9 protein-coding genes and 1 pseudogene are annotated in these 19671 nt (G+C 62.6%); 3 read left to right on the top strand and 7 right to left on the bottom strand.

Features of this window, described 5'->3' with window-relative positions; genetic code table 11:
- Positions 1–17: 17 nt before the first annotated feature.
- Genes drmB through ACWEF2_RS29655 form a run of 4 tightly spaced genes read right to left on the bottom strand, consistent with a single transcriptional unit; the run spans position 18 to position 11624 of the window.
- Positions 18–1901 (bottom strand): DrmB family protein, encoded by a 1884-nt coding sequence (gene drmB / locus ACWEF2_RS29670; RefSeq protein ID WP_453819633.1) that lies wholly within the window; start codon positions 1899–1901, stop codon positions 18–20.
- A gap of 1 nt (position 1902) precedes the next feature.
- Positions 1903–5103 carry a helicase-related protein gene (locus tag ACWEF2_RS29665; protein ID WP_453819619.1) on the bottom strand — a complete coding sequence of 1067 codons (3201 nt, stop codon included), beginning with the start codon at positions 5101–5103 and terminating at the stop codon, positions 1903–1905.
- A complete protein-coding gene (locus tag ACWEF2_RS29660; RefSeq protein WP_453819618.1) occupies positions 5096–6988 on the bottom strand; it encodes a UvrD-helicase domain-containing protein in 1893 nt (630 codons plus the stop codon). The genes ACWEF2_RS29665 and ACWEF2_RS29660 overlap by 8 nt, the downstream gene beginning before the upstream one ends.
- Positions 6981–11624, bottom strand: a complete 4644-nt coding sequence (locus ACWEF2_RS29655; RefSeq protein ID WP_453819617.1) for a DEAD/DEAH box helicase family protein — start codon at positions 11622–11624, stop codon at positions 6981–6983. The genes ACWEF2_RS29660 and ACWEF2_RS29655 overlap by 8 nt, the downstream gene beginning before the upstream one ends.
- Before the next feature lie 1262 nt (positions 11625–12886).
- Between ACWEF2_RS29655 and ACWEF2_RS29650 the strand changes: the two genes are divergently transcribed.
- From ACWEF2_RS29650 to ACWEF2_RS29640, 3 genes are read left to right on the top strand one after another with little or no spacing between them, the layout of a single operon-like run.
- Entirely contained in the window at positions 12887–14971 is a 2085-nt protein-coding gene (locus ACWEF2_RS29650) for a helix-turn-helix domain-containing protein (protein ID WP_453819616.1), read from the top strand.
- Positions 14968–15945, top strand: a complete 978-nt coding sequence (locus ACWEF2_RS29645) for a hypothetical protein (protein ID WP_453819615.1) — start codon at positions 14968–14970, stop codon at positions 15943–15945. Before ACWEF2_RS29650 ends, ACWEF2_RS29645 begins: the two co-directional genes overlap by 4 nt.
- Entirely contained in the window at positions 15942–16799 is an 858-nt protein-coding gene (locus ACWEF2_RS29640; protein WP_453819614.1) for a DUF6339 family protein, read from the top strand. The genes ACWEF2_RS29645 and ACWEF2_RS29640 overlap by 4 nt, the downstream gene beginning before the upstream one ends.
- 11 nt (positions 16800–16810) lie before the next feature.
- Here the strand turns inward: ACWEF2_RS29640 and ACWEF2_RS29635 are convergent, their stop codons facing one another.
- From ACWEF2_RS29635 to ACWEF2_RS29625, 3 genes and pseudogenes are all read right to left on the bottom strand, one after another.
- Positions 16811–17980 (bottom strand): DNA cytosine methyltransferase, encoded by a 1170-nt coding sequence (locus ACWEF2_RS29635; protein ID WP_453819613.1) that lies wholly within the window; start codon positions 17978–17980, stop codon positions 16811–16813.
- Positions 17981–18003: 23 nt separating this feature from the next.
- On the bottom strand, positions 18004–19029 hold the full coding sequence (locus ACWEF2_RS29630) for a DNA cytosine methyltransferase (protein ID WP_453819612.1): 1026 nt from the start codon (positions 19027–19029) through the stop codon (positions 18004–18006).
- 274 nt (positions 19030–19303) lie between these two features.
- A pseudogene (locus tag ACWEF2_RS29625) lies at positions 19304–19474 on the bottom strand (DUF397 domain-containing protein); the annotation flags it as partial.
- Between the last annotated feature and the right edge of the window lie 197 nt (positions 19475–19671).

The raw sequence follows: 19671 nt of genomic DNA, 5'->3' as shown, positions 1-19671 counted from the left end.
GAAGACCATCGAAGCACTCAGTGTTCAATTCGGAAAAATCCCTCCGTTCGGCCATCAGGGGTGCCGATCAACATCGCCCGGTCCAGAAAGCTGTTGTTGGTTTCACAGCTCGTCTCCGGGATCAGCACACAAGCATGGCAGGCGGCCAGGTTGAGACTGTCCGCGCCGCTCGCCTCGGACTCCATGCACAACGGATCGGCCGAGCACCATGAGATGCGCTGTAACGCCCCTTCCAGGGAGCCTTTGAGGGAGCGCGGTTCGCCTTGACCAACCAGTCCACCAAGACTGCCCGCCGAATCGCTGGTCGCGGTGTAGATGAGCACCCCCGCCATACTGCTCGACACGTACAACCGCTCACACAGCGCGGATGCCGGATATCCCGAGTCGAGGCTCCATTCGTTGATCAGCGCATGGGCCAGAGTGTGGATCAGCAAGAATCGCGCGGTGACTCTCGATTCCGGGGGCGGCACACGATCGCCCGAACGGCGTCTCAGCACGAGATCGTGATGCTCACGAATCTGCCTTGCCCGTCGTTCCTGCTCTCCCGGACGATCAGCGGACTCCCATGCCTTGAGCCTGTCCTCGTCCAGGCGTAGGAAGACACCTTCGCCGATCACCTCGATCGCGGGTAACCATCTGACCTCTCCCAGGCTCAGGTCGGCGTACCGCTCTTTCTGATCGCCCTCCATCGGCACGTCGACCCGGGTGAAAGTCTGCAGCGCCCGTACCTCCCGGAGTCGTTTAACGAGCATGGTCTCCACGATTCCGGAGGGAACGGGGGCCTGTGGGTCGGGAGCCGGACGTTCGCTTTCGAAGTCCGCCGTACGGGAAGGGCGGGTGAGTTGCTTGTACTCCTCGACTCTCAAGACATCGGACGCCTCAAAACCCGTGATCGCCGACGGGTCGGGGCGTTCACCCGCCGTGTAGGCCTCGTAGTCCCGTACGGCTCGCACTACCTCTGCCGGCTCATAGCCACCGCTCAGAAGGCCGTTCTTGCCGGCCTGCCGAATGATTGTTTCGTCGCTCTCACCGCTCCACATGTCGTAGTACTCGCGGACCTGTTTGTGTAGCTCCTGGGAGAAGGGGGGAATGGACAGGGCGGATCGCACCACCGGGAACCACGCGGCTGAGGAACCACGCTGAAGCGCTCGGGGTGTCAGGCTACATCCCTGCTCACGACCATCACGTCCCAACCACGGCCGTGCGCCTCCGCAGCGGACCCCAACCTCTCTCATGGCCCACCGACCGAAAGCGCCCTCCATGGACACCGGCGGCTTACCGCAGGTGCAACTGATGACGATGGAGCTCAGCGACGCCGTCCGGCCGGTGGTCCGCAGGCTCAGCTGGTGCCCGGCGCCGGCGGAGGGTTCCGCCGCCGAGGTCTTGTTGTGGACCCATGCCCAGTACGGAAAGTCGTCCAGATGACCGTGCTCGCAGGCGACAACGAACCTCGACGGTGTGAGATCACCCCCGCACGCCGCACACTCGCTTTTTCCTCGTGGCGAGTTGAACTGCCGGAAAGACCGAAGATTTTGCTCGCAACATGGACCACATTTACTCCTCTCAGGTGGAGAACCATGCGTGCAACCAGGACATGAGTACATGTCCGGGAAGCGCCTGATTCGCACGCCGTCCCCCGCCGGAGGATCCGACGCGGGCGGCAGGTGGAAGCCGTGTACGTCCAGTCGCCGTTCAAGTCGAAACTCAAACAGATCCGGTTTGTCGGGAACCTTCCAGGTATCCAGACCGCTCACGATGAACGACTGGTCCTCGAAGGCCACCAGCGAACCGACTCCGTATGTGGTGATCAGCTGTGATCGACGGACGGCACCGAGACGGGTACGTGTCGCCTCCTTCTCGGAACCCTGTTTCCTGCGACCGCTGCCGCCGCGTAATCCCATTTCACTTCTCCAGGTAGAGGTCGGACTCCACATCGACATCCCGCAGACTCCACATCGTTTCGGCGGAGTCGACCAGGTCCTCGTCGGATCCGTAGGAGCCAAGCAGCGCGGCGTCCCTGTGCCGGATCTGACCTGCCCACCTTCTCCGGGGAGCCTCATAGAGCAGGCCCGGATTCTCCTCAGCCAACCGCCTCCAGTGCTCGATGAAGCCGTCAAGCTCCTCAGCGGTACTTTCACACTCTTCCTTGGCGACACTCCCGACTCTCGTGAGGATGACGTCCCTGAGCTTCATGAGTTCGTCCAGAAAGGTCTCGACCCGACCCGCGGCATCGTTCGGCCGCGCCACCGGCAGGAGCACACGCGCCAATCCGACGAGCACTGCGTGCAGGGCGCGATCCCGAGCACGAGCCGCGAAGGGCGTGACGCTGGTGGATTCGACCTGCCGATAGAGCGCCGAATGATAGGTCACGAAGTTCTCGTAGTGGGAACGGTCACGAGACCGCGCGGAGTTCAACAGCGCCACCACGAGTCCAGGATGCTGTCGACCGACCCGACTGGTCGCCTGAATGTACTCCGCGGTGGTCTGCGGTTGACCTGTCACGGCCATGAGCCCGAGACGGTTCACGTCCACACCGACGGAGATCATGTTCGTGGCGAGCACCACGTCGGTCACCCCCTCCCTGGGCAGCGCGATGGAGAGGTCTTCGAGGCTCCTCGGTATATCACTGGAATCCACACGACTGGTCAGCTCCCCAAGCACCTTGACCGTGCGCCCGGCACCACCCCCCCTTGTGGCGAGCTGTTTGAGCCGCTCATCCACATCGGCGTGAACCTGTAGCTCCGCGGCGGCCAGCAACCGCAGGCTGTTGAAGTAGCCCACCAGGGTCCAGTAGGCATCTCGGATCGTTTCATCACCTTCGATAAACGCGGCATGGTGCAACAATGCGGCATAAGCGCGAATCAACAGGGTGGCCTGGCTGGTGCTGGAGGTGAGCAGCCCGACGTACATCCGAGATGCCTTCCGCTCCGGCGGCGCCTCGACCGCGAACCACGAGTCACGGGCGTCCAGTCCCGCCGGCGGAAACTGATTGACTTCTCGATTGAACAGTCGCGTGCCCTGTTCCCGCGCGCGACGGATGGTCGCAGTCGAGGCGATCACCTTGGGAAAACGCGCCGCGACGTCGATCGCCGTCTCATAGAGTCCGGCAAGGGTGCCCAACGGCCCGGAGATCAGGTGCAACTCGTCCTGGATGATGAGCTCCGGCGGGGGAGTTCCCTCTGGCGCACCTTCTCGATTGAACAGCTTGGCGACGTCCGCTCGCCATGCGATCTGCGCGAACTTGTCCGCCGTGGCGATGATGAGGGTCGGCCGGGCGCTGTAGATGGCCTCGTCCACCACGTGTACGGGGAGCCCGCCGCGGAACTCACAACTCGTGTTACGGCATCGGATCAACATCTTTCCCGAGTCGGGATACGCGTGATAGTCGAAGGCGTCCATCGGTGTCCCGCACCACGAGCAGGACCGCAGCTGCACCGGATTCTGCTCCGGCAGTCTTCTGCCGTCGCGTAGCCTCTCGATGCTCTCCTCTGCGTCTTTCAGCCTGTTGGGGGTCGCGGCCTTTCCAACCCACATCCCCAAAGAGATCGTCTCTTCACCGAGATGCTCTCGGTCACCCTGCCGCATCAGCTCCATCGCACACATGAGGGTCGCCGCACGCTCGAACTGCTGCAGGGTGAGCAGCCGCAGCGTATAGCGCATCAGAACGGTCACGCCGCCGCCTCGTACCCCGGCACGGATCCGCCGCAGAAAGACGGTGAAGGCGATGAGCCCAAGGTACGCCTCGGTCTTACCGCCACCTGTCGGGAACCACAGCAGGTCGGCTACCCGTCGATCGTCGTGGCCGGGATCGGCGATGCCCTCAAGACAGAGGAGCATGAACCCGATCTGGAAGGGATACCACCGGCCGACCTGGAGATTGGGAGCCCCCTCCGCACCTCCTCTGATCCACACCGTCCGTGCGCGCTGCGTCGCCATCGCCTGGTTCGCGAACCGGAACGCCTGCATCACATCAGAGTTCTGTTCCAGCAGGGTGATTCCACGTTCCATCCTGCCGCAGACGATCCCGCACTCCTTGATCTGCTCGCGGGCGACCTCACCAAGTTCGGTCCCCGCCAACCATCGAGCCTCCTCGAGTCGGGCGTCGATCCAGGATCGGTACCCATCGGTCAGACAACGCAGGCTTTGAAACGCATCGGCGGCGGCGGCCTCTGCCAGCCACCGCATGCCGAGTTCTTTGATGTCAGGGTTGGCCCCTGTGAGAAGCACCTCGGCCCGTGGAACGAACGCCGTCCATACGGCCTCGGTCCTGGAGGGCGCGAGAGACCTCGGTCCGCGCGGAGCGGGTGGTCTCCACTCCCAGTCGGCAGCGCATCCGTGACCCGTCGCGAACATCGGTGCATGTCGATGGAGAAGTCTGCTCACCAGGACTTCCTGCTCGTCACCACCACGCACCGCCTGACGCTCGACGAACGCCTTCCGACCTTTCTCCGCGGTCACCTTCAGTATCGGCTGGAAGAAGCAGTGAGCGTCCTTGATATCGGCCGGACCGACCTTGTTGATGTTGATGAGTGTGGCTGTGACGGCCACGACACCACGATCGTCGGGCTCACGTACGCGCAAGCGGACCTGAAGGCCCGGCGCGAGATCACATCGGAGTTCGCTCCGCTCCGTGACCTTCACCTGGACCGGATCAACGGTCAAGGGACGACGCCGCCACCGGAAACTGTCATCTTGAGTGGTCCGGCGCTCGGCCCGTCTGGGCTTGACGACACGCCCTGTCTCGTCGACCGCCTCGTAAACGGCGACGCTCACGGTCAGAGTGACCGTCGGACATTCGGTCGTGTCCACAGCGAAGGTGAGGCCCATGGCTGAGGGCATCTGCCGGTTCGCTGGCGCCGCCCCAACATCAGGCTTCTCATCCACGGCCATCCCCGTCGGGGACAGGTCGAGATCCTGTTCGACGCTCTCGGCTGTGAAGCGCTCTTCGTCCTGGTCCAGGGGATAGAGAACCCCCGTGATGTACGCCGTTGCCGGGGCGTCGATCAACAGTTCCTCGGCACCTCCGACCGGGCCAAGGATGTCCCTCTGGAGACGATCCACCAGCTCACGGCGGAATCGGTAGTGTGCTTCCACATCAGACATCCCTCGTCTCCCGGCCCTCGTTCTTGGCGTCATAAACGAATCGGCTCAGTCCCGTCAGACGTGGAACCAGCCACACTCCGTGAGCTCCGAGACCGGCCACCGAACCGGCGGCCTGGCTTCCCATGACCGCCTCGACGGCGTCCAGGTAGATTCCAGTGATCATGCGGGGGTAACTCCGCGGTACATGATCACGACTCAACCGCAGGAAGCTGTGGAGGTCACGATGAAAGGACGGAGAGGTCACACCGATAGGACGGTCTCCATGTCTGACGAGATAAGGCGGGCTCCGCTCCTCCTCAACGGCGCCTTCATACAACCGCTCCGCGACAAGCTCGTCCCCGACGGAAACCTCTGTGCGCAGATAATCCTGAATCCGCACGGGGTTCTCAGAGAGAATCCCCAAGCCGGCGGGTTCGTCTCGATAAACATCCCCACCGAGAAACTCCAGGCCCACACGCTGCCATCGCTGCCACCCGTAATGCCCCCAACGGACGGCACGGTCACCCTTGCGCACAAGACGGGTGTCCGGCGTGCCCAGCCACATCAACTCGTCACGCGGGCGGGTCATCGCCACATAGAGCATGCGCGCCTCCTCCTCTGAATCGGTCTCCCGACCATCGGGCAGCGGCCCGGGATCGACGACGATCACCCGGTCGAACTCCAGACCTTTGGCGCGATGGAAAGAGGACACGATGAGCGATGAGGGCGGTTGCGCGGTGATCTCATCAGGGAGACGTCCCCCCGCGAGCACCGATCGCAGTCGAATGAGATCGATCGAACGGCGGTTACCTCTGCTCGTGGATGACCTCAGCAGCAACCCCCACAGCACATCAGGGTCGTCCCCGACGGATAGACAGAGGTCCGGGACAAGTTCGTCGAAGTGATCCCTTGTCAACATCGAACCGGTGGAGGAGCGGAACAGCGTCGCCACCCACGAGGGGACAGCTCGGTCTTGAGCCGCACGCTGCAACCGATGGGGGACCCGGTCCACGTGCAACTGCCCGGAGACCATCAACGCCTGGCCATTGGTCCGGCACAGGACGGCGGTGCTCCCGCCATGGCCTCGAAGCGAGTCGAGCACGAACTCATCGTTCAGATCCCCGATGTTCAGGGTTCCAAGAAGGACGGTCCGTAGTTCGTCAAACGCCTTCGAGTTCAGGTGCGGCGTAGCGCGCACCTCGGCTCCGGACCGAAGAACGGGTCCAAGGGAGAGTGCGGTACGCGCCTCCTCGGTTCGGGCACGAAAATTTTCCGTGAGCCTCATTTCCACGAGGTCGTCGCCGAAGGTGACGCGAAGCCAGTCGAAGAACCGATTCGCCTCGCCCGCCCGTTCCTGAGGGTCCTGCACTTGAAAGCCATAGATCGCCTGAGCGGGATCACCGACCACGGTAAACCCGCAGTCGTACCGTTCCAGCAGCGTCTCCACCAGTTCACGCCGGCTTCCCACGAGATCCTGCACCTCGTCGATCACGACGTGGCGCAGATCCTCATACAGGTGATCCGCACGGCCGTCGGCGATCGCGTCGGCGGCCCCGATGATCCGGTCCTCGAAGCTCCGGGTCTGCCACTCCCGGTCCGCCGCGACCTGAACGAGGAGATCGAGCGCCCAGGAGTCGAAGGTCTGCGCCCGAACGTGCCGTGCGGCCTCGCCCTGACGGGCCAGCCTGCCCCCTAGTTCCCGCACTGCGGCTCGGGAGAAGCTAAGTACCAGAATCTCACCGGCACCCATCTCCTCGCCGACCAACGCGTCCAGTCGCCGAACCAACGTGTGTGTCTTGCCCGCTCCCGCTCCCGCCGTCACCAACAGAAGCGCGTCACCCGGCTGTCGGACCACCGCCTCCTGTTCAGCGGTCAGGGGATGGCCGCCTTGGTACGGATCACTCACCGTCACTCCACAGGTGCTCGAATCGTGTGAAGGCCAGGCTCTCGTCGAAGTTCACGATGTTGTCGCGAACGTCAAGGATCAGGCAACGCTCCTTCCCTCCGTTCCTCGGCCCGCGCAGGCCACGCCCAATCATCTGCTGGTAGACGTTTGGGCTGTATGTCGGCCGCGCCACGACCACGGCCCGGGTTGCCGGAGCGTCGAAGCCCTGATGTAGGACTCCGAAGTTGGTAAGCACACGGATGCGGCCGGATCGGAACTCGTCGATCCTGCTGCGACGCTCCGAGATCGGCGTGGCCGCGTCAATGGCCGCAGCGGTGATTCCTCGACCGTTCAGCTTGGCCGCAAGCACCTTGGCGTGGTTGACCGAGGTGGCGAAAACCAGGATCGGCCAGTCCTTGGGCAGCTTAACGATCTCGTCGATCAGCATGCGCGTCCGCTGCTCGTTCCCCGCGAGTCGCTGCTCGGCCGAGGCGGGGAGGCCACGAAAGTCCGCGAGTCGCAACTCCTCCTCATCCAAGCTGATCGTCGCGCCGGCCAACTCGCGATGATCGACACGGGCCAGCATTTCGAACTCCTGCAGGGCCGTGTAAGGGTCCCCTTGAAAGATCCCGTCGTCCAGACGCACTCGACCGAAGCGGTCGATGAGGCGCTTGGTCTCCTCCTCGTTGTTACCTCGGTACGGGGTGGCGGTCAGGCCGATGAGCGGACGTTCCGTTCGGCTGAAAGTGAGTCCCAGCGAGCGCAGAATCTGGGTGTAACGCGGCGAAGTCGAGGTGTGCGCCTCGTCGACGATCACGACTGCGGCCTTCCGTAGCCATGCGTACTCCTCTGTGTCCAGACACTGGGCCAACTTGGCGTCCGTGGCCACCACCAGGTGAGCGTTGTCCTGTACGGCGGAGGCCGCGTTGCTCGACCAGAGCCTGCTGATGGTGAGCTTCTTGTCGGGACCCACCTTGGACCAGACGAACCGCCAGCTCTGCACCGCCTGCTCGCACAGTTCCTCGGTTGGTGCGACCCAGAGAACGGGCCCGATGATCCCGTGTTCTTTGATGACCCGGATCACAGCCTCGGCAGCCACCCGTGTCTTACCGGCACCGGTTGGAAGGCTGAGCATGGCCCGCCCTGGCGCCGGGCGCGTCAGAAGCCGGAACATGTTGTCGGCCAGTTGTTCCTGATACTGGTGCAGCCTCGGAAAACTGGTCGGCCCGTCGACCTCCTCCTCCGGAGGTCTGCTGACCGTCTTCGCCCCCGCGTACACCTCCGGCAGCCCGAGCTCGCTAATGAATCGCCGGGAGGCGCCGTCCCCTCGGAAGCTGCTCGGAGCCTCGGGGATTCGCGCCGCCAGATCCTTGCTGTGGTGCCGGAAGATGCCGGCTCCGTGGGCGTTGAGTGCCAGTTGCGCGACGCGCTGAGCGTCGATCGCACCTCCGGCCTCCGTTTCCTCACTCTCCAGGAGCCCTTCGGGAAGGCCTCGTTTCAGCTGTTCCTCACCGACCAACTCCAGGACCTTCTCCACCGGGCTCGCGGCCCTGCGCGCCCGCCGAACGCGCTCATGATCACGTTGCTGTCGACGTCTCTCCAGAATCGACGCGCATCCGGCCGCCCCCAACCGGAGTTTGAGGATCCGATCCACCTGAACGAGCGCGGCCAGGTCGTCCTCAGGTGCCAGGACCAGAACGGAGCGATCCTGAACAGCCACCTGTACGGTCTCGGCCCGCATTCCATGAGGTGTTCGAGTGATTTCCTCAAGTTCGCTACACCGCACCATGGACCAGTCCGCGACCTGTTGCCTATGACTGATCTTGAGATGCGGAAACTCGTCCGTCAGCAGCACAGGGTCCGACTGAGGAGCGTGTCTGATCTCCTTTTCGATGACATCGGACACCCTGCGCATGCCCCAGGTCTCGATCAGCGATTCAACGGTCTGAGCGCTGGGCGCCAGTAGGGCGGGAACATGCTCGCGTCTCAGATCCTCATACTCGGACCGGACCGCCGTCACCGCGATCTCCGCATCCGGCCGAGTTGCCCACTCGTCACCGATACGACAGCGGGTGGGCACTCCTTCGGGCCATTCAACCGCCGCTTCGAGGATCAGCGCGTAGACCTGACCCGGAAACTCGTCGTCCTCACTCTCGGCCGCCCTGTGGACAAGCTGCTCCCATATCCGAGACGACACATCACCCAAGACCGCCGGCAGGTTCAACGCGGATGCCAGAGTGCCGGAGGTGTGTGCCACAGGGAGAACTCCCCGGTAGGAGCTGAGCTGCGGTCCGACGGACGCGTGCACGGACACGATCCCCTGTGAGGTCCTCACCCGCCCGTATCTGCGGATCATCCACACCAGCGGGGAAATGACACTTCGACGGGTCGACTGTTGCGCCCCGACCTGGATGGTCCAGCTCCTGACCACGCCTCGATCGGGGAGATGCTGCAGGAAGGCGGCCCGTCCTTCCTCGGAGAGCATCGGCAACAGGTGGAGGGGGCCCGCGAGATTCGCGCCCTCCAGTCTCATCGTGGTCTGTCTCGGCCGAGAGGCGTTGGCCGGAAGGGTGGCGCAGTAGTTCTTCCACGCCGACTCCTCGTACTCGTCATACCAGGGGTCCCCTCTCGGATCCTGGTTGACCAGTGGCGCATCCGTCAGCCCGAGGTCCGGAAACACCACTCGGTCGTCGGCATGAAAGCGCGTGTCGACGGCGATCTCTCGATCTCGACTCCCGTCGTCGGGAACGACCGCCCCTGGAAGCAGACAGTCATGGATCAGTCGGAAGTGACCGCTCACCGTACGGAGACGTAGCGTTCGGGCCGGGTCCGTCACCTTCTCCTTCAAGATGGCGACGGCCCTGGTCGGCTCCACCCGGCGCGCCGACTGCCAGAAGTCGCTCCACTGGGAATCACCGTAACCGTGAAACCCCTGGGCTACGACGGCCGCGAACCGACCTGCACCGTCCGCCTCGTGAACTCCCAGCGATCCGAGCGCGTGAAGAGCGTGGACGTCCTCCGCCACCTTCTCCGCCACGTAGACCAGATCATCGTGAAGGGCGTCGGTCGTGCTTCGGCGGAACACCCGACCCTCGACGGGGGCGACCAGGCCGTGCGACTCCGTAAGAACGATTCTGGCCCTGAGCGCCTCCTCGGCGAACTTCGGCTCATCCCGCTTGATCCCCGCGACGATCCGAATCGCCCGGATGGACGCCTCGGCGCTGCCGTCCTCAACCAGCGCCTCCAACCATTCGCGGATCGACGCGACCGGCACGTTCGCCGCGGTGAGGATGTAACCGACCCTCGCCCGACGATCCCTCTGCTCGACGGAGCGGTGGCACCAGTTTTTGGGAGCCCCCCGGTACTCCGCCCACAACTGAAGCCACTCCTCGCGCAGTCCCTCGGGGTGAAGCCTGATCTCCTTGGGAGTGCGGAAGCTCCCCGTCTGATCGGGGAGGGACGGCCTGGTCGCCGTCGTGCTCCACACGGCGGCCGTCAATCGACGATCAGCCCACTGAGGCGCCTCTCTACCTCGTGCGGGCAGAAAGTCAAGATATGCGCCAGGGTCATCGGGGGAGGACAGTTCGGGGATGGAGTCCACCACAAGTTCGGCCGCGACCCTGAGAAGCTCGTCATTGAACGCGTTGTGATCGAAGAGGTTCTGCCGATCCTCACTTGTTTTCCAGGGGGCGTTGAGGATGCCCTTCAACGTGGTGTCATAGTTCGTCGGGAAGTAGGCCCAGAAGATCCCGCGCTCCGCACGTTTCTGGTCGGGGACAGCCCAGGAAATGTCTATCTTGGGGCGATCGTGCAGCTCACCGGCCGCGCCCAGGGCAGTCGCACTGGGCGCGTGCGTTCTGGTGAAAACTCGCCATCTCTCGGTGACGTCCTTCCCGTTTACATTCTCCTCTTGAATCGTGCACTGCTTTCCCGAGAAACTCTGAAAAATCTTCCGCTGAACACGTCGACCAGTACGGCGGTCTTCCAGGATTACCGCGCCGACGTGCGGGGAGAACAGCCCGAACTCCTTTGGGAATTTATTGACGTCTTCGCCCAGCCGACTGACGGCTGCAGGTTTAAGTGGTAGGCGAACAACCGTCGATGCCCACTTCATGAGTTCCGCCAACACCGGATCAACGGCAACCGCCCGCTTGATATCAAGTGGTTTCGCCATCCGGAGAACAGGGGTTTCAGAGGCCTTCGGGTGGACTTCTCTTATCAGCTCAGCCGACCATTCCCGGTCAAAGCCGAAACTCCCGGTTTTGCTGAAGAACTGGGGTGTGTCCGACACGCTGAGGACACACTTCACCCCCACACCGAAACGGCCGATCTGCCCGCCGCGCTTACGCGAGACACTCATCCGGAGAATCGTCTCCGCGCCGGCCGGGGTAACCGGGTTTCCCATGTTCGCGCAGTACAGATGGGTATCGGTCAGCACGACGTGAATGTCACCGCCGGGATCGTCCCTGAGCTCGTCCGCACCGTTCTGCACAAGTTCGTAGAGCTGCCGTTCACCATAGCCACCCTGGGTGATCCGTCGTTCACCGTTAGCGTGCTCCTGAATGAGCCCGGGGTCGACGCCGTAGGTCTCCAGAACGCGTCGAGACTGATCGAGCACCACATGCAGGACCGGGGAATCGGACGTCTCGAAGCTCATGACTTGATCAACTCCTGTATGGACGCGGGGGACGCCTCTGGGGGATGACCGACGTGGTTCCGCCGGCGAGGTTCGATGGTGGGATGCCATCCAAAAGCAGGAAAACGGACGGAGGCAGGCAGCATAACGTGGGGCCGAAAAAAATGGGTACGTTCCAACGTCTCCATCCGCCCGCCTCCCGCCCGAATGTGTGATCCGGAGCGCTACATTCCACTCACCCGGAGGATCAGTCGAACCAACGTCTGTGGCGCAGGAAGCGCGCGAGGCGCGTGACGAAAATCTGCGCCTCGCCGTGCTGATGAGGCTTGGCGTGACGCGGTGTCGATTGAGCCGCCCGATCGGCTCGGGCGTACCTCACGGACCTCGTCGACATGTGACCCGATCGTGACATGTCATCCGGCCCGAGGCTCCTGACGAAATCGCTGCGCCACCGACTGATGTAAGACGAGTGGAGACCCTCCCGACGACGGATCTCGGCTCGCTCCTGCCGGGAGGCGAGTTCATACTCCAAAACGATCAGCGCCTTGTAGAAAAGCGTGAAGCGCCGCGAACATGAAGAACTAGGGGATTTTTCCATACTTCGCACCCCTTTCGAGGGCATGGTCGATCCAGATGAGTGGGCAACGGGATACGGCGATGTCGAAAAGCATAAAAAAAGCCCATGCCCCCGCATGTAGCCTTATCTGGACGGCAAGCGAATCAGAGTCCACGCCAAGGTAATCCCCCAGATCAGGGGAAGCGTTACCTGAACGCATACACCAATAGAGAAGGATCATCGATCAACGGATCGGACCCGCTCCCCCGAATCAAAAATTCGGGTCACTCCGTGCCCATTGCACTAATCATCTCCAACATCCCACACTTTCGCAAGCGGGGTTCAATGGGAATCATTAAAATGAAAACCCCTCACCTCTACTCGCAAGTAGTTAAGAGGTGCCGTCCGAAACCAGTAAATTCGGACGAGCCATAAACTTCCCCAAGCGGGGATCTGGGGTTTTACCTCGGGATTACCCGGAAAACACAAGGGCCCCGCATGCCCCCCACCGCCCGTCGACAAGCCTCAGAGCGACCGATCGGCCCAATCCGTCTCGCGACAACGCCCGAGCGCAGATCTGGAACCCAGAGGAAGTGGATCTTGTAAAGCCTCCAAGGTGAACCCTGGAACGCGAATCGCATGTGGGGACAAAAAAATTTGACACAGCTTGCACCGTCAAAAACGATCTCATAGCCTGACCTACCGAGCAGCCGAACGAGGAGGCAGGGTGGTTGAGGACAGATACACCTTCGGAGAGTGGCTGAGCAGGCAACTACGTCGCCAGAACATGAGCCAGGCCGATCTGGCCATGAGACTCGACGTCACCCGTGCGGCGGTTTCCGCCTGGGTGACCGGACGAGCCGAGCCTCGGATGGACAAGATCCACGCCATCGCCGAGATACTCGGGGTTGACCCCGGAGCCGTGATGACCCGGGAGGACTCCCCCAGTTCAGCCGGGAGCCTGGCCTGGTATCACCGTCCCGCCCACATCGACGGTGGTCGCGAACTCGGTAACGCCGCCACCTTCGCCTTCGACGCGGATCTGTCGGTTCTCGCCCGCGAGACCACTCAGAACAGCCTCGACGAACAGCACGACCCGAACCAGCCTGTCCGAGTTCGCCATCTCCTCCACGAGATCTCCGGGGAACGCCTCCAGCGCTTTCTCGAAGCACTGCACTGGAACGAACTGGAACCCCATTTCGAGGCAGCAGCCGATCCTGCCCGGCGCCAGAAAGTCGGCCGCGTACTCGCCAACGGCATTCACGAGATGCGGGAGAACGACACGCTGTTGCTCCTGCGGGTGGATGACTACAACGCCAGAGGCCTCACCGGTCCGGACTACGACGACGGTCGTTTCGCAGCGGTCGTCCGTCGTCTGCTCGACAGCCACAAACTGGGTACGGCGGGCGGATCGTACGGACTCGGCAAGGCCACGCTCTGGGCGACCAGCCAGCTCGGACTGGTAATGATCAACAGTGTGCTCTCTGAACCGCACGAGGGCCGCAGCGAGTCCCGGATGATCGGAAGGCTCGATCTTCCCTGGCACCACCTGGATGGGGTCGACTATGCGGGGCCTGCCTGGTTTGGGGAGGCGGATCCTCAACGCGACGGAGTCGCCCGATCATGGTGGGCCGACCCGAAGACCGTCGAGGAACTGTACCTGGCGCGAGAGAGCGCGGCCCCCGGCACGTCTTTTCTCATTGTGGGCGCCCATGACTCGGCCGGGGACGCGACCGACCTGGAGGGAATGCACAGCAAACTCGTCACGCACCTGGCGCGGAACTTCTGGGCCTCCATGATCTCAAGTGCTGATACTCGCCCCTTGTTGGAGGCGTCGGTTACCGCGATGCGCAACGGTGTCGTCGTCATCGAGGAGGAGCGTGTGGACCCCCATGTCCACGAGCCAGCCCGTTCGCGTGCCGTACGCGCGTTTCTGGAAGGAACGACCGTGTCTCAGCCCACCCGGACAGATCACGTGGTGCAGAGCTCCGTGGCGCTGGGTGTACCACCGCTGAAGGAAGATGCCCGTCGAGGTGAGAGACAGCTCATCGAGCATCAGGCGATACTCCTGATGACCCAGACGGACGACACCGACGAGAAGCCCAACCAGTTGGTCTGCATGCGGGGAAACCGGATGGTGGTGACGAGGCGAGCCGTCCCGGATGTCCCCCTCGGTTCTTTTCCGTTCCAAGCGGTGCTTCTAGCAGGGCAGGCCACCGGTTCGAATCTGCCGGACGCCCAAGCGGCGGAGAGGTTTCTCCGCACCTCCGAGCCTCCGGAGCACAACGCATGGAAGACGACCGACGACCTCATCGCCACCTACGCTCGTGGCGCGGCCAGCCGCCTCACCGAATTCCGCAGGGAGGCGCAGGAAGAGATCCGTCGGATCGTGCGTCGACCTGAGGGCGACCAGGACGGCCCGGATCCACTTGACGACCTACTGCGGGTGGACCCTCCCGCTGCACCGCGTAATCCCGGGTTCCCCACGGTCAAGCACGTACAAGGTTCGCTGACCACAGACGGGGCCTGGCAGGTGCGCGTCGAGGTCAGGCTCCCCGTTCGGGTTGATCCCTGGCTCATGGCACCCGTACTCAGGTTCGTGACCAGATCAGGCCCGTATCTCCATGCGGATTGGAGGCAACTTACCGCCGAGCTCAACTGTGAGGTGACTTCGGCAGGCAATCTGGCGTTCAAGACGGGTGCGCGCTCCGCTGTTTTTCACGGCATCAGCGATGTGACGAGTCACCCGGTGGCCGCACAAATGTCCGCCGTGGAGATCGACCTGACGCGGGCGAAGGAGAGCGCGGCGTGATAAGGCTGACCCCCTACCAAACGCTCGCGGGCGAGGTGTCCTTGGAGGTCCGCGAGGCTCATCTGGACAGTGTTCCGCTGTCATTGTCGCTGATCTCTACCGGGGCGCGTGTCATCGCGCTGCATCAGGTGGAGCGGAGGGGATGGGAACGCGCTCATCTCTCCGTTCGCATGAAAGTGCCGACGCAGGAACTCGCCGCGGGTCCGTGGGCAGAGGTGAACTGCGTAGTCGTACTGAGTGAGAAGAAGACCAACACACGCGCTGTCACACCGCTGCGGCGCGAAGCCGACGGGAGGTGGGTGGGAAGTGTCGAACTCCACCACGATGATCATCTCAGTGCTGCGGTACTGACCGGTCATGTGGTGGCGACCGTCGACGGTGTGGCCGGGAGGGTGATCGGTTCCACGCTCCCATCCTGGACGGTAGACCTACAGAGCCGCGTTCCCACCCCTCAGAGGAGCATCAAACAGAGATGGGCCGACTTCTCGGACGAGGACAATCCTCATCTGAATGCCTACAAGTCCGCCCCCTGGACCCTGGAAGCCTCCGGAGACGAACCCGTTGTCTACCTGAATTCAGGTTTTGAAGGCCTGAGCCTGCTTCTCGGCAAGACCTCGGGGGTCGATCCACAGCTCCGCGATCTGATACGTGCCCAGCTGGCCACGGAAATGTGGGTAGTGCTCTTCAACACGGCGGCTTACGCCGTACGCCTCGAAAACGGCCGGCCGGAGTGGCCCGGTGGATGGTATAACACGGTGCTGCGACGCATGCTTCCGGATATATATCCGGACTGTTCTCCCGATGACGGAATATCAGAGCTCATAGAACTCCGCCAGCGAGGCGACGGGGGTGGGGACCTCCACATGCGTGTACTGCATGCCGCTTCCAAACAGGCCAGGTTTCCTCGGTCTCTTGGGAATCTGTTCCGCACAATTCATCGCACAACGATCGCCGGCAAGGAGGGGAGCGGATGACCGTCCCCCAGCGCATTGCCCTGCTACCGGACTCGGAGGTCACCAGGTTCCTGACCAGTGGTGTTCTCGACGGAAGGGAAGAGTTCCTACAGGCGCTCATGAGCAGGGCATGTCGGCCTCTGGACGACTCCCCCAGGTGGGAGGCGGAACTTCTTCGAGATTTCATCGAGGAGGCGATGAGGCGTTTCGGAGAGGGGCCGCACACCGCTGCGGACGCCTGGTTGGCCCCTCGCCTCCACGCCATCCTCCGGATCACCCGGAGGGAGGCCGCCGAGACCGGCCTCTGGAATTTCCTGAGCATGAGATTGGCGCCGGATTACGTTTTCTGGCGGCATCTCGGACGTGCGAAGAAGAGTGGCGAACCCTCGATGGTCAATCCGCGTCGGTTCTGCGGCCCGTTTCATACTCAGGCGTTCGCACGCCTGTGGTGGGCGGCAGAACTCTTCCGTGACGGCGACGACTACCGCCCTGTGGAGTTGGCCTGTGCAAATCAGGACGTGTTCAACACGGTCTTACGAATGGAGATCGTCCATCATCGGCCGACGGCACAGGCCCTGATCCACCTCATCGAGCAGGGGACAGCAAGGACCGGACGTGAGGTGAACGCGCTGGCCCCCGCTGTGAACGCCGCTGCAAGCACCCTGCTCTTTGAGGCCCTGGCACCTGACGACCGACTGGACGGTGAGGCTCGGCGGGCTTGGATGGACGACGGAGAGACCGCCGTGATCTCGTACGAGCGACTGCCGGACGGCCCTGATGACGGAGCCATATCCGGACAGGCGGTCAATACGCTGATACCACTTTTCGAGAAGCTCTTCTCCGAGGCACCCGTACGAGGTCGGATAAATCAGTAGTTCGGCAGATATCACCACTCGCGAGAGTGATGGTAAACCTGCTCGGCGATAGCCCTCGCCAGACCGACGGGAACGGCGTTACCGATTTGCCGGGCGATCTGCACCTTGCTCCCGCACCAGAGGAAATCCTCGGGGAAGCCCTGAATGAGTGCGGCCTCGTAGTGGGTGAGGGGGCGATCGGCGGAGGGATGGAGATACCGCCCCTTCTCCGGTTTGAAGAATTCAGTACGGATGGTCACCGAGGGATTTTCCCGAACCAGTCTGCCCATCACATCGCCGGAACCACTGCGGTGATTCAGCCAGTTGAGTGTGGAGAGTTTCGGGGGAAGGTCGTGTCGATTCCCTCCCGGCGGGATGGCACGGTAACGCCTCAATGACTGATCCGTGGGTTTGCGCCCTATGTGAAGTTCCCGGGAACGGAACGTACCGGGCAGCAGATGATCGTTGACCTGGACGCACTCCCGATTGGGAAGCTCGGTTGTGGAAACAGCCTCCGAGGTCTTCTTAAAGATAGTGCCAACCCCAACCCACGATGAAAGGTCGGTGACATCAGGGAGAACATCGGCTCCTTTTTTGATTTTCCGATGCGTCGGCTTCGGATGGGTCAGAATGGGAAGATCGCGATGGGTTGCGATGACGATGGCACGGCGTCGACTCTGCGGTACTCCGTAGTCTGCGGAGTTGAGGGTCATCGACTCCAAGTGATATTCACGCAACTCGCCGTCCGGCTTTTCTGTGGCCGCGAAGAGCGCTTCATACTCGACGGATCTGAAAAACCTTTCCACGTTTTCGATTATGAAGACCTTGGGTTTAACGGCGTTGACAACCCGCATGTACTCACGCCACAACTTGTTTCGGGGATCATCGGCGTCCTCTTTTCCCAGGCCGGAGAACCCCTGGCAGGGAGGACCGCCCAGGATCACATCGACATCGCGCCCGACGCTGCCCGGATCCCAGTTCTTGATGTCATCCGCGAAGATGTGATCCGATCCACCCGACCATGCTCCAAAGTTGGCCGCGTAGGTGGAGGCCGCCGCGAGGTCGAACTCCACCGCCGCAACAGGTCGATATGGTGACGGCGACTCCATATCTGGACGAAAAGACCGAAACCCCTCGGTGAAGCCACCACAGCCCGCAAAAAGATCGATCATGTTGATAGGGGTGGTGCGGGGGGTGGTCATGAGAGGCAAGGGTAGCGGGGCGCCTATTCGATCTTCATACCATCGGAGAAACTCGGTGTGGGATCGTTCAGGACAGCAGCGATCCGTTCGCCGACAGCCGCTGCCAAGGGCGGGGGAAAAGCCTGGGCGACCTGGCGATAGCGCGCGGTCTTACCACCCTCGAAGTACCACGTCCTCGGGAAGCCCTGAAGTATGGCGACCTGCGGGATCGTCAACTTGGGGAGACCGTCTCTGCCGTACTTGCCGAGACCGAACTCCAGCACAAAGTCCGAACCGGGGACATCGTCTCCCAGGCTGTGGCCGTTGACCCCGAGCCTGGCCCACGCCGCCTTGGTACGACTGGGCCCCAAATCCGCCCCACCGTGTGTGGAGGAGCCTCCGACGACGGCCGGCGCCACCTGATCCGCGATCTGGGTCCATTCGCGGACGCCTGCCCAACCCCGACTTCCCATCGACTCATGGAGTGCGCCCGCAACGGTTGGCGCCTGCCCCCTCGGCTCAGGCCAATGAAACCGCACAAGATCATCGGGCTTCATGGCGACTAGAATGCTGCTACGACGAGCCTGCGGTACACCAAAGTCCTGGGCGTCGAGGGTCTGCCAGTCAGCGCTGTAGCCCAGATATTCGAGTTCTTCGAGGACGAATCTTCTGTTGGGCTCAAACTTCGCATCGGTAAGCAGAGTCGGGACGTTCTCGATCATGACAGCCCGAGGACGCACCTCGGTGATCAACCAGACCGCGACCGCAAGCAGGTCTCTTACGTCCCCGCCTCCCTGTCGACGTCCGGCCACCGAATACGGCGTACGAGGAAGACCGCCGGAGAGTAAATCCACGTCATAGACCTGCGGATGTTCACCTGCCACGAAATCCCGGAGATCCATCTGCCGCACATCCCAGGCCGGGCGATTCCGTTTCAGCGTCGCGCAGGCATGCCTGTCGTTCTCGACAAGCATGACCGGCGTGAAACCGGCTCCCTCAAGACCGAGTACCTGCCCTCCCGCCCCCGCACAGATCTCCAAGCTCGTAAGCGAATGGCCACGCTGCCGCACAAGGCACCCCTCTCATCTCGGTCCAATGAACGTTAGGTCATGAATCCTCCAAGGGTCAGAGGATGTGCGTGCGGACGGGCGGCGGATGCGTTCGTGGTAGCTGTGGCGTTCGAGGTCCAGGAGGGTCCGTACGGCCTGCTAAGCCATGGGGCGGTCACGCGGGCAAGGGCGTTGACAACGCGACGGAGTCCAGGAGAATACTGTCGTTCTCGATCCCGGCCCCCCCCAGGACTGCCCGTCCACAGAGAGTTTGCCTGAGACGCTAGTCAGCGGACTATATCGTCAGATACTCCGTTTTGACACCGCCAATAAAAGCCCGCCATTCACTCTTGGTGAAGTACAGCATTGGCCCGTTTCGTTCCTTGCTGTCTCGTACGGCGCGGCCTTCATCGGGAAGGGCTGCCACCTCCACACAGTTGTCCTGCTGAGCACTCAAGCTGCTCTTACGCCAAGCGAGTGCAGGGGGGGAGGTTGTCCCGCAGTTCGTGGAACTTGAAGAGCGGTCCCGCGGTCAGGCGACGTTCTCGTTGTAGCAGTTTGAAGTGGTGTTCTGGGGCGTGACGTGCCGTTCGAGCGCGACTCTGAGTTTGGGCAGGTGCAGGAAGCCGTTCACACGGCGAAACTGCTTGGAGGCCTCGGCCA

Source organism: Streptosporangium sp. NPDC004631 (assembly GCF_053601935.1).
The sequence above is the reverse complement of the archived record's forward strand: the minus strand, read 5'-3'. Positions and strand labels throughout refer to the sequence as shown.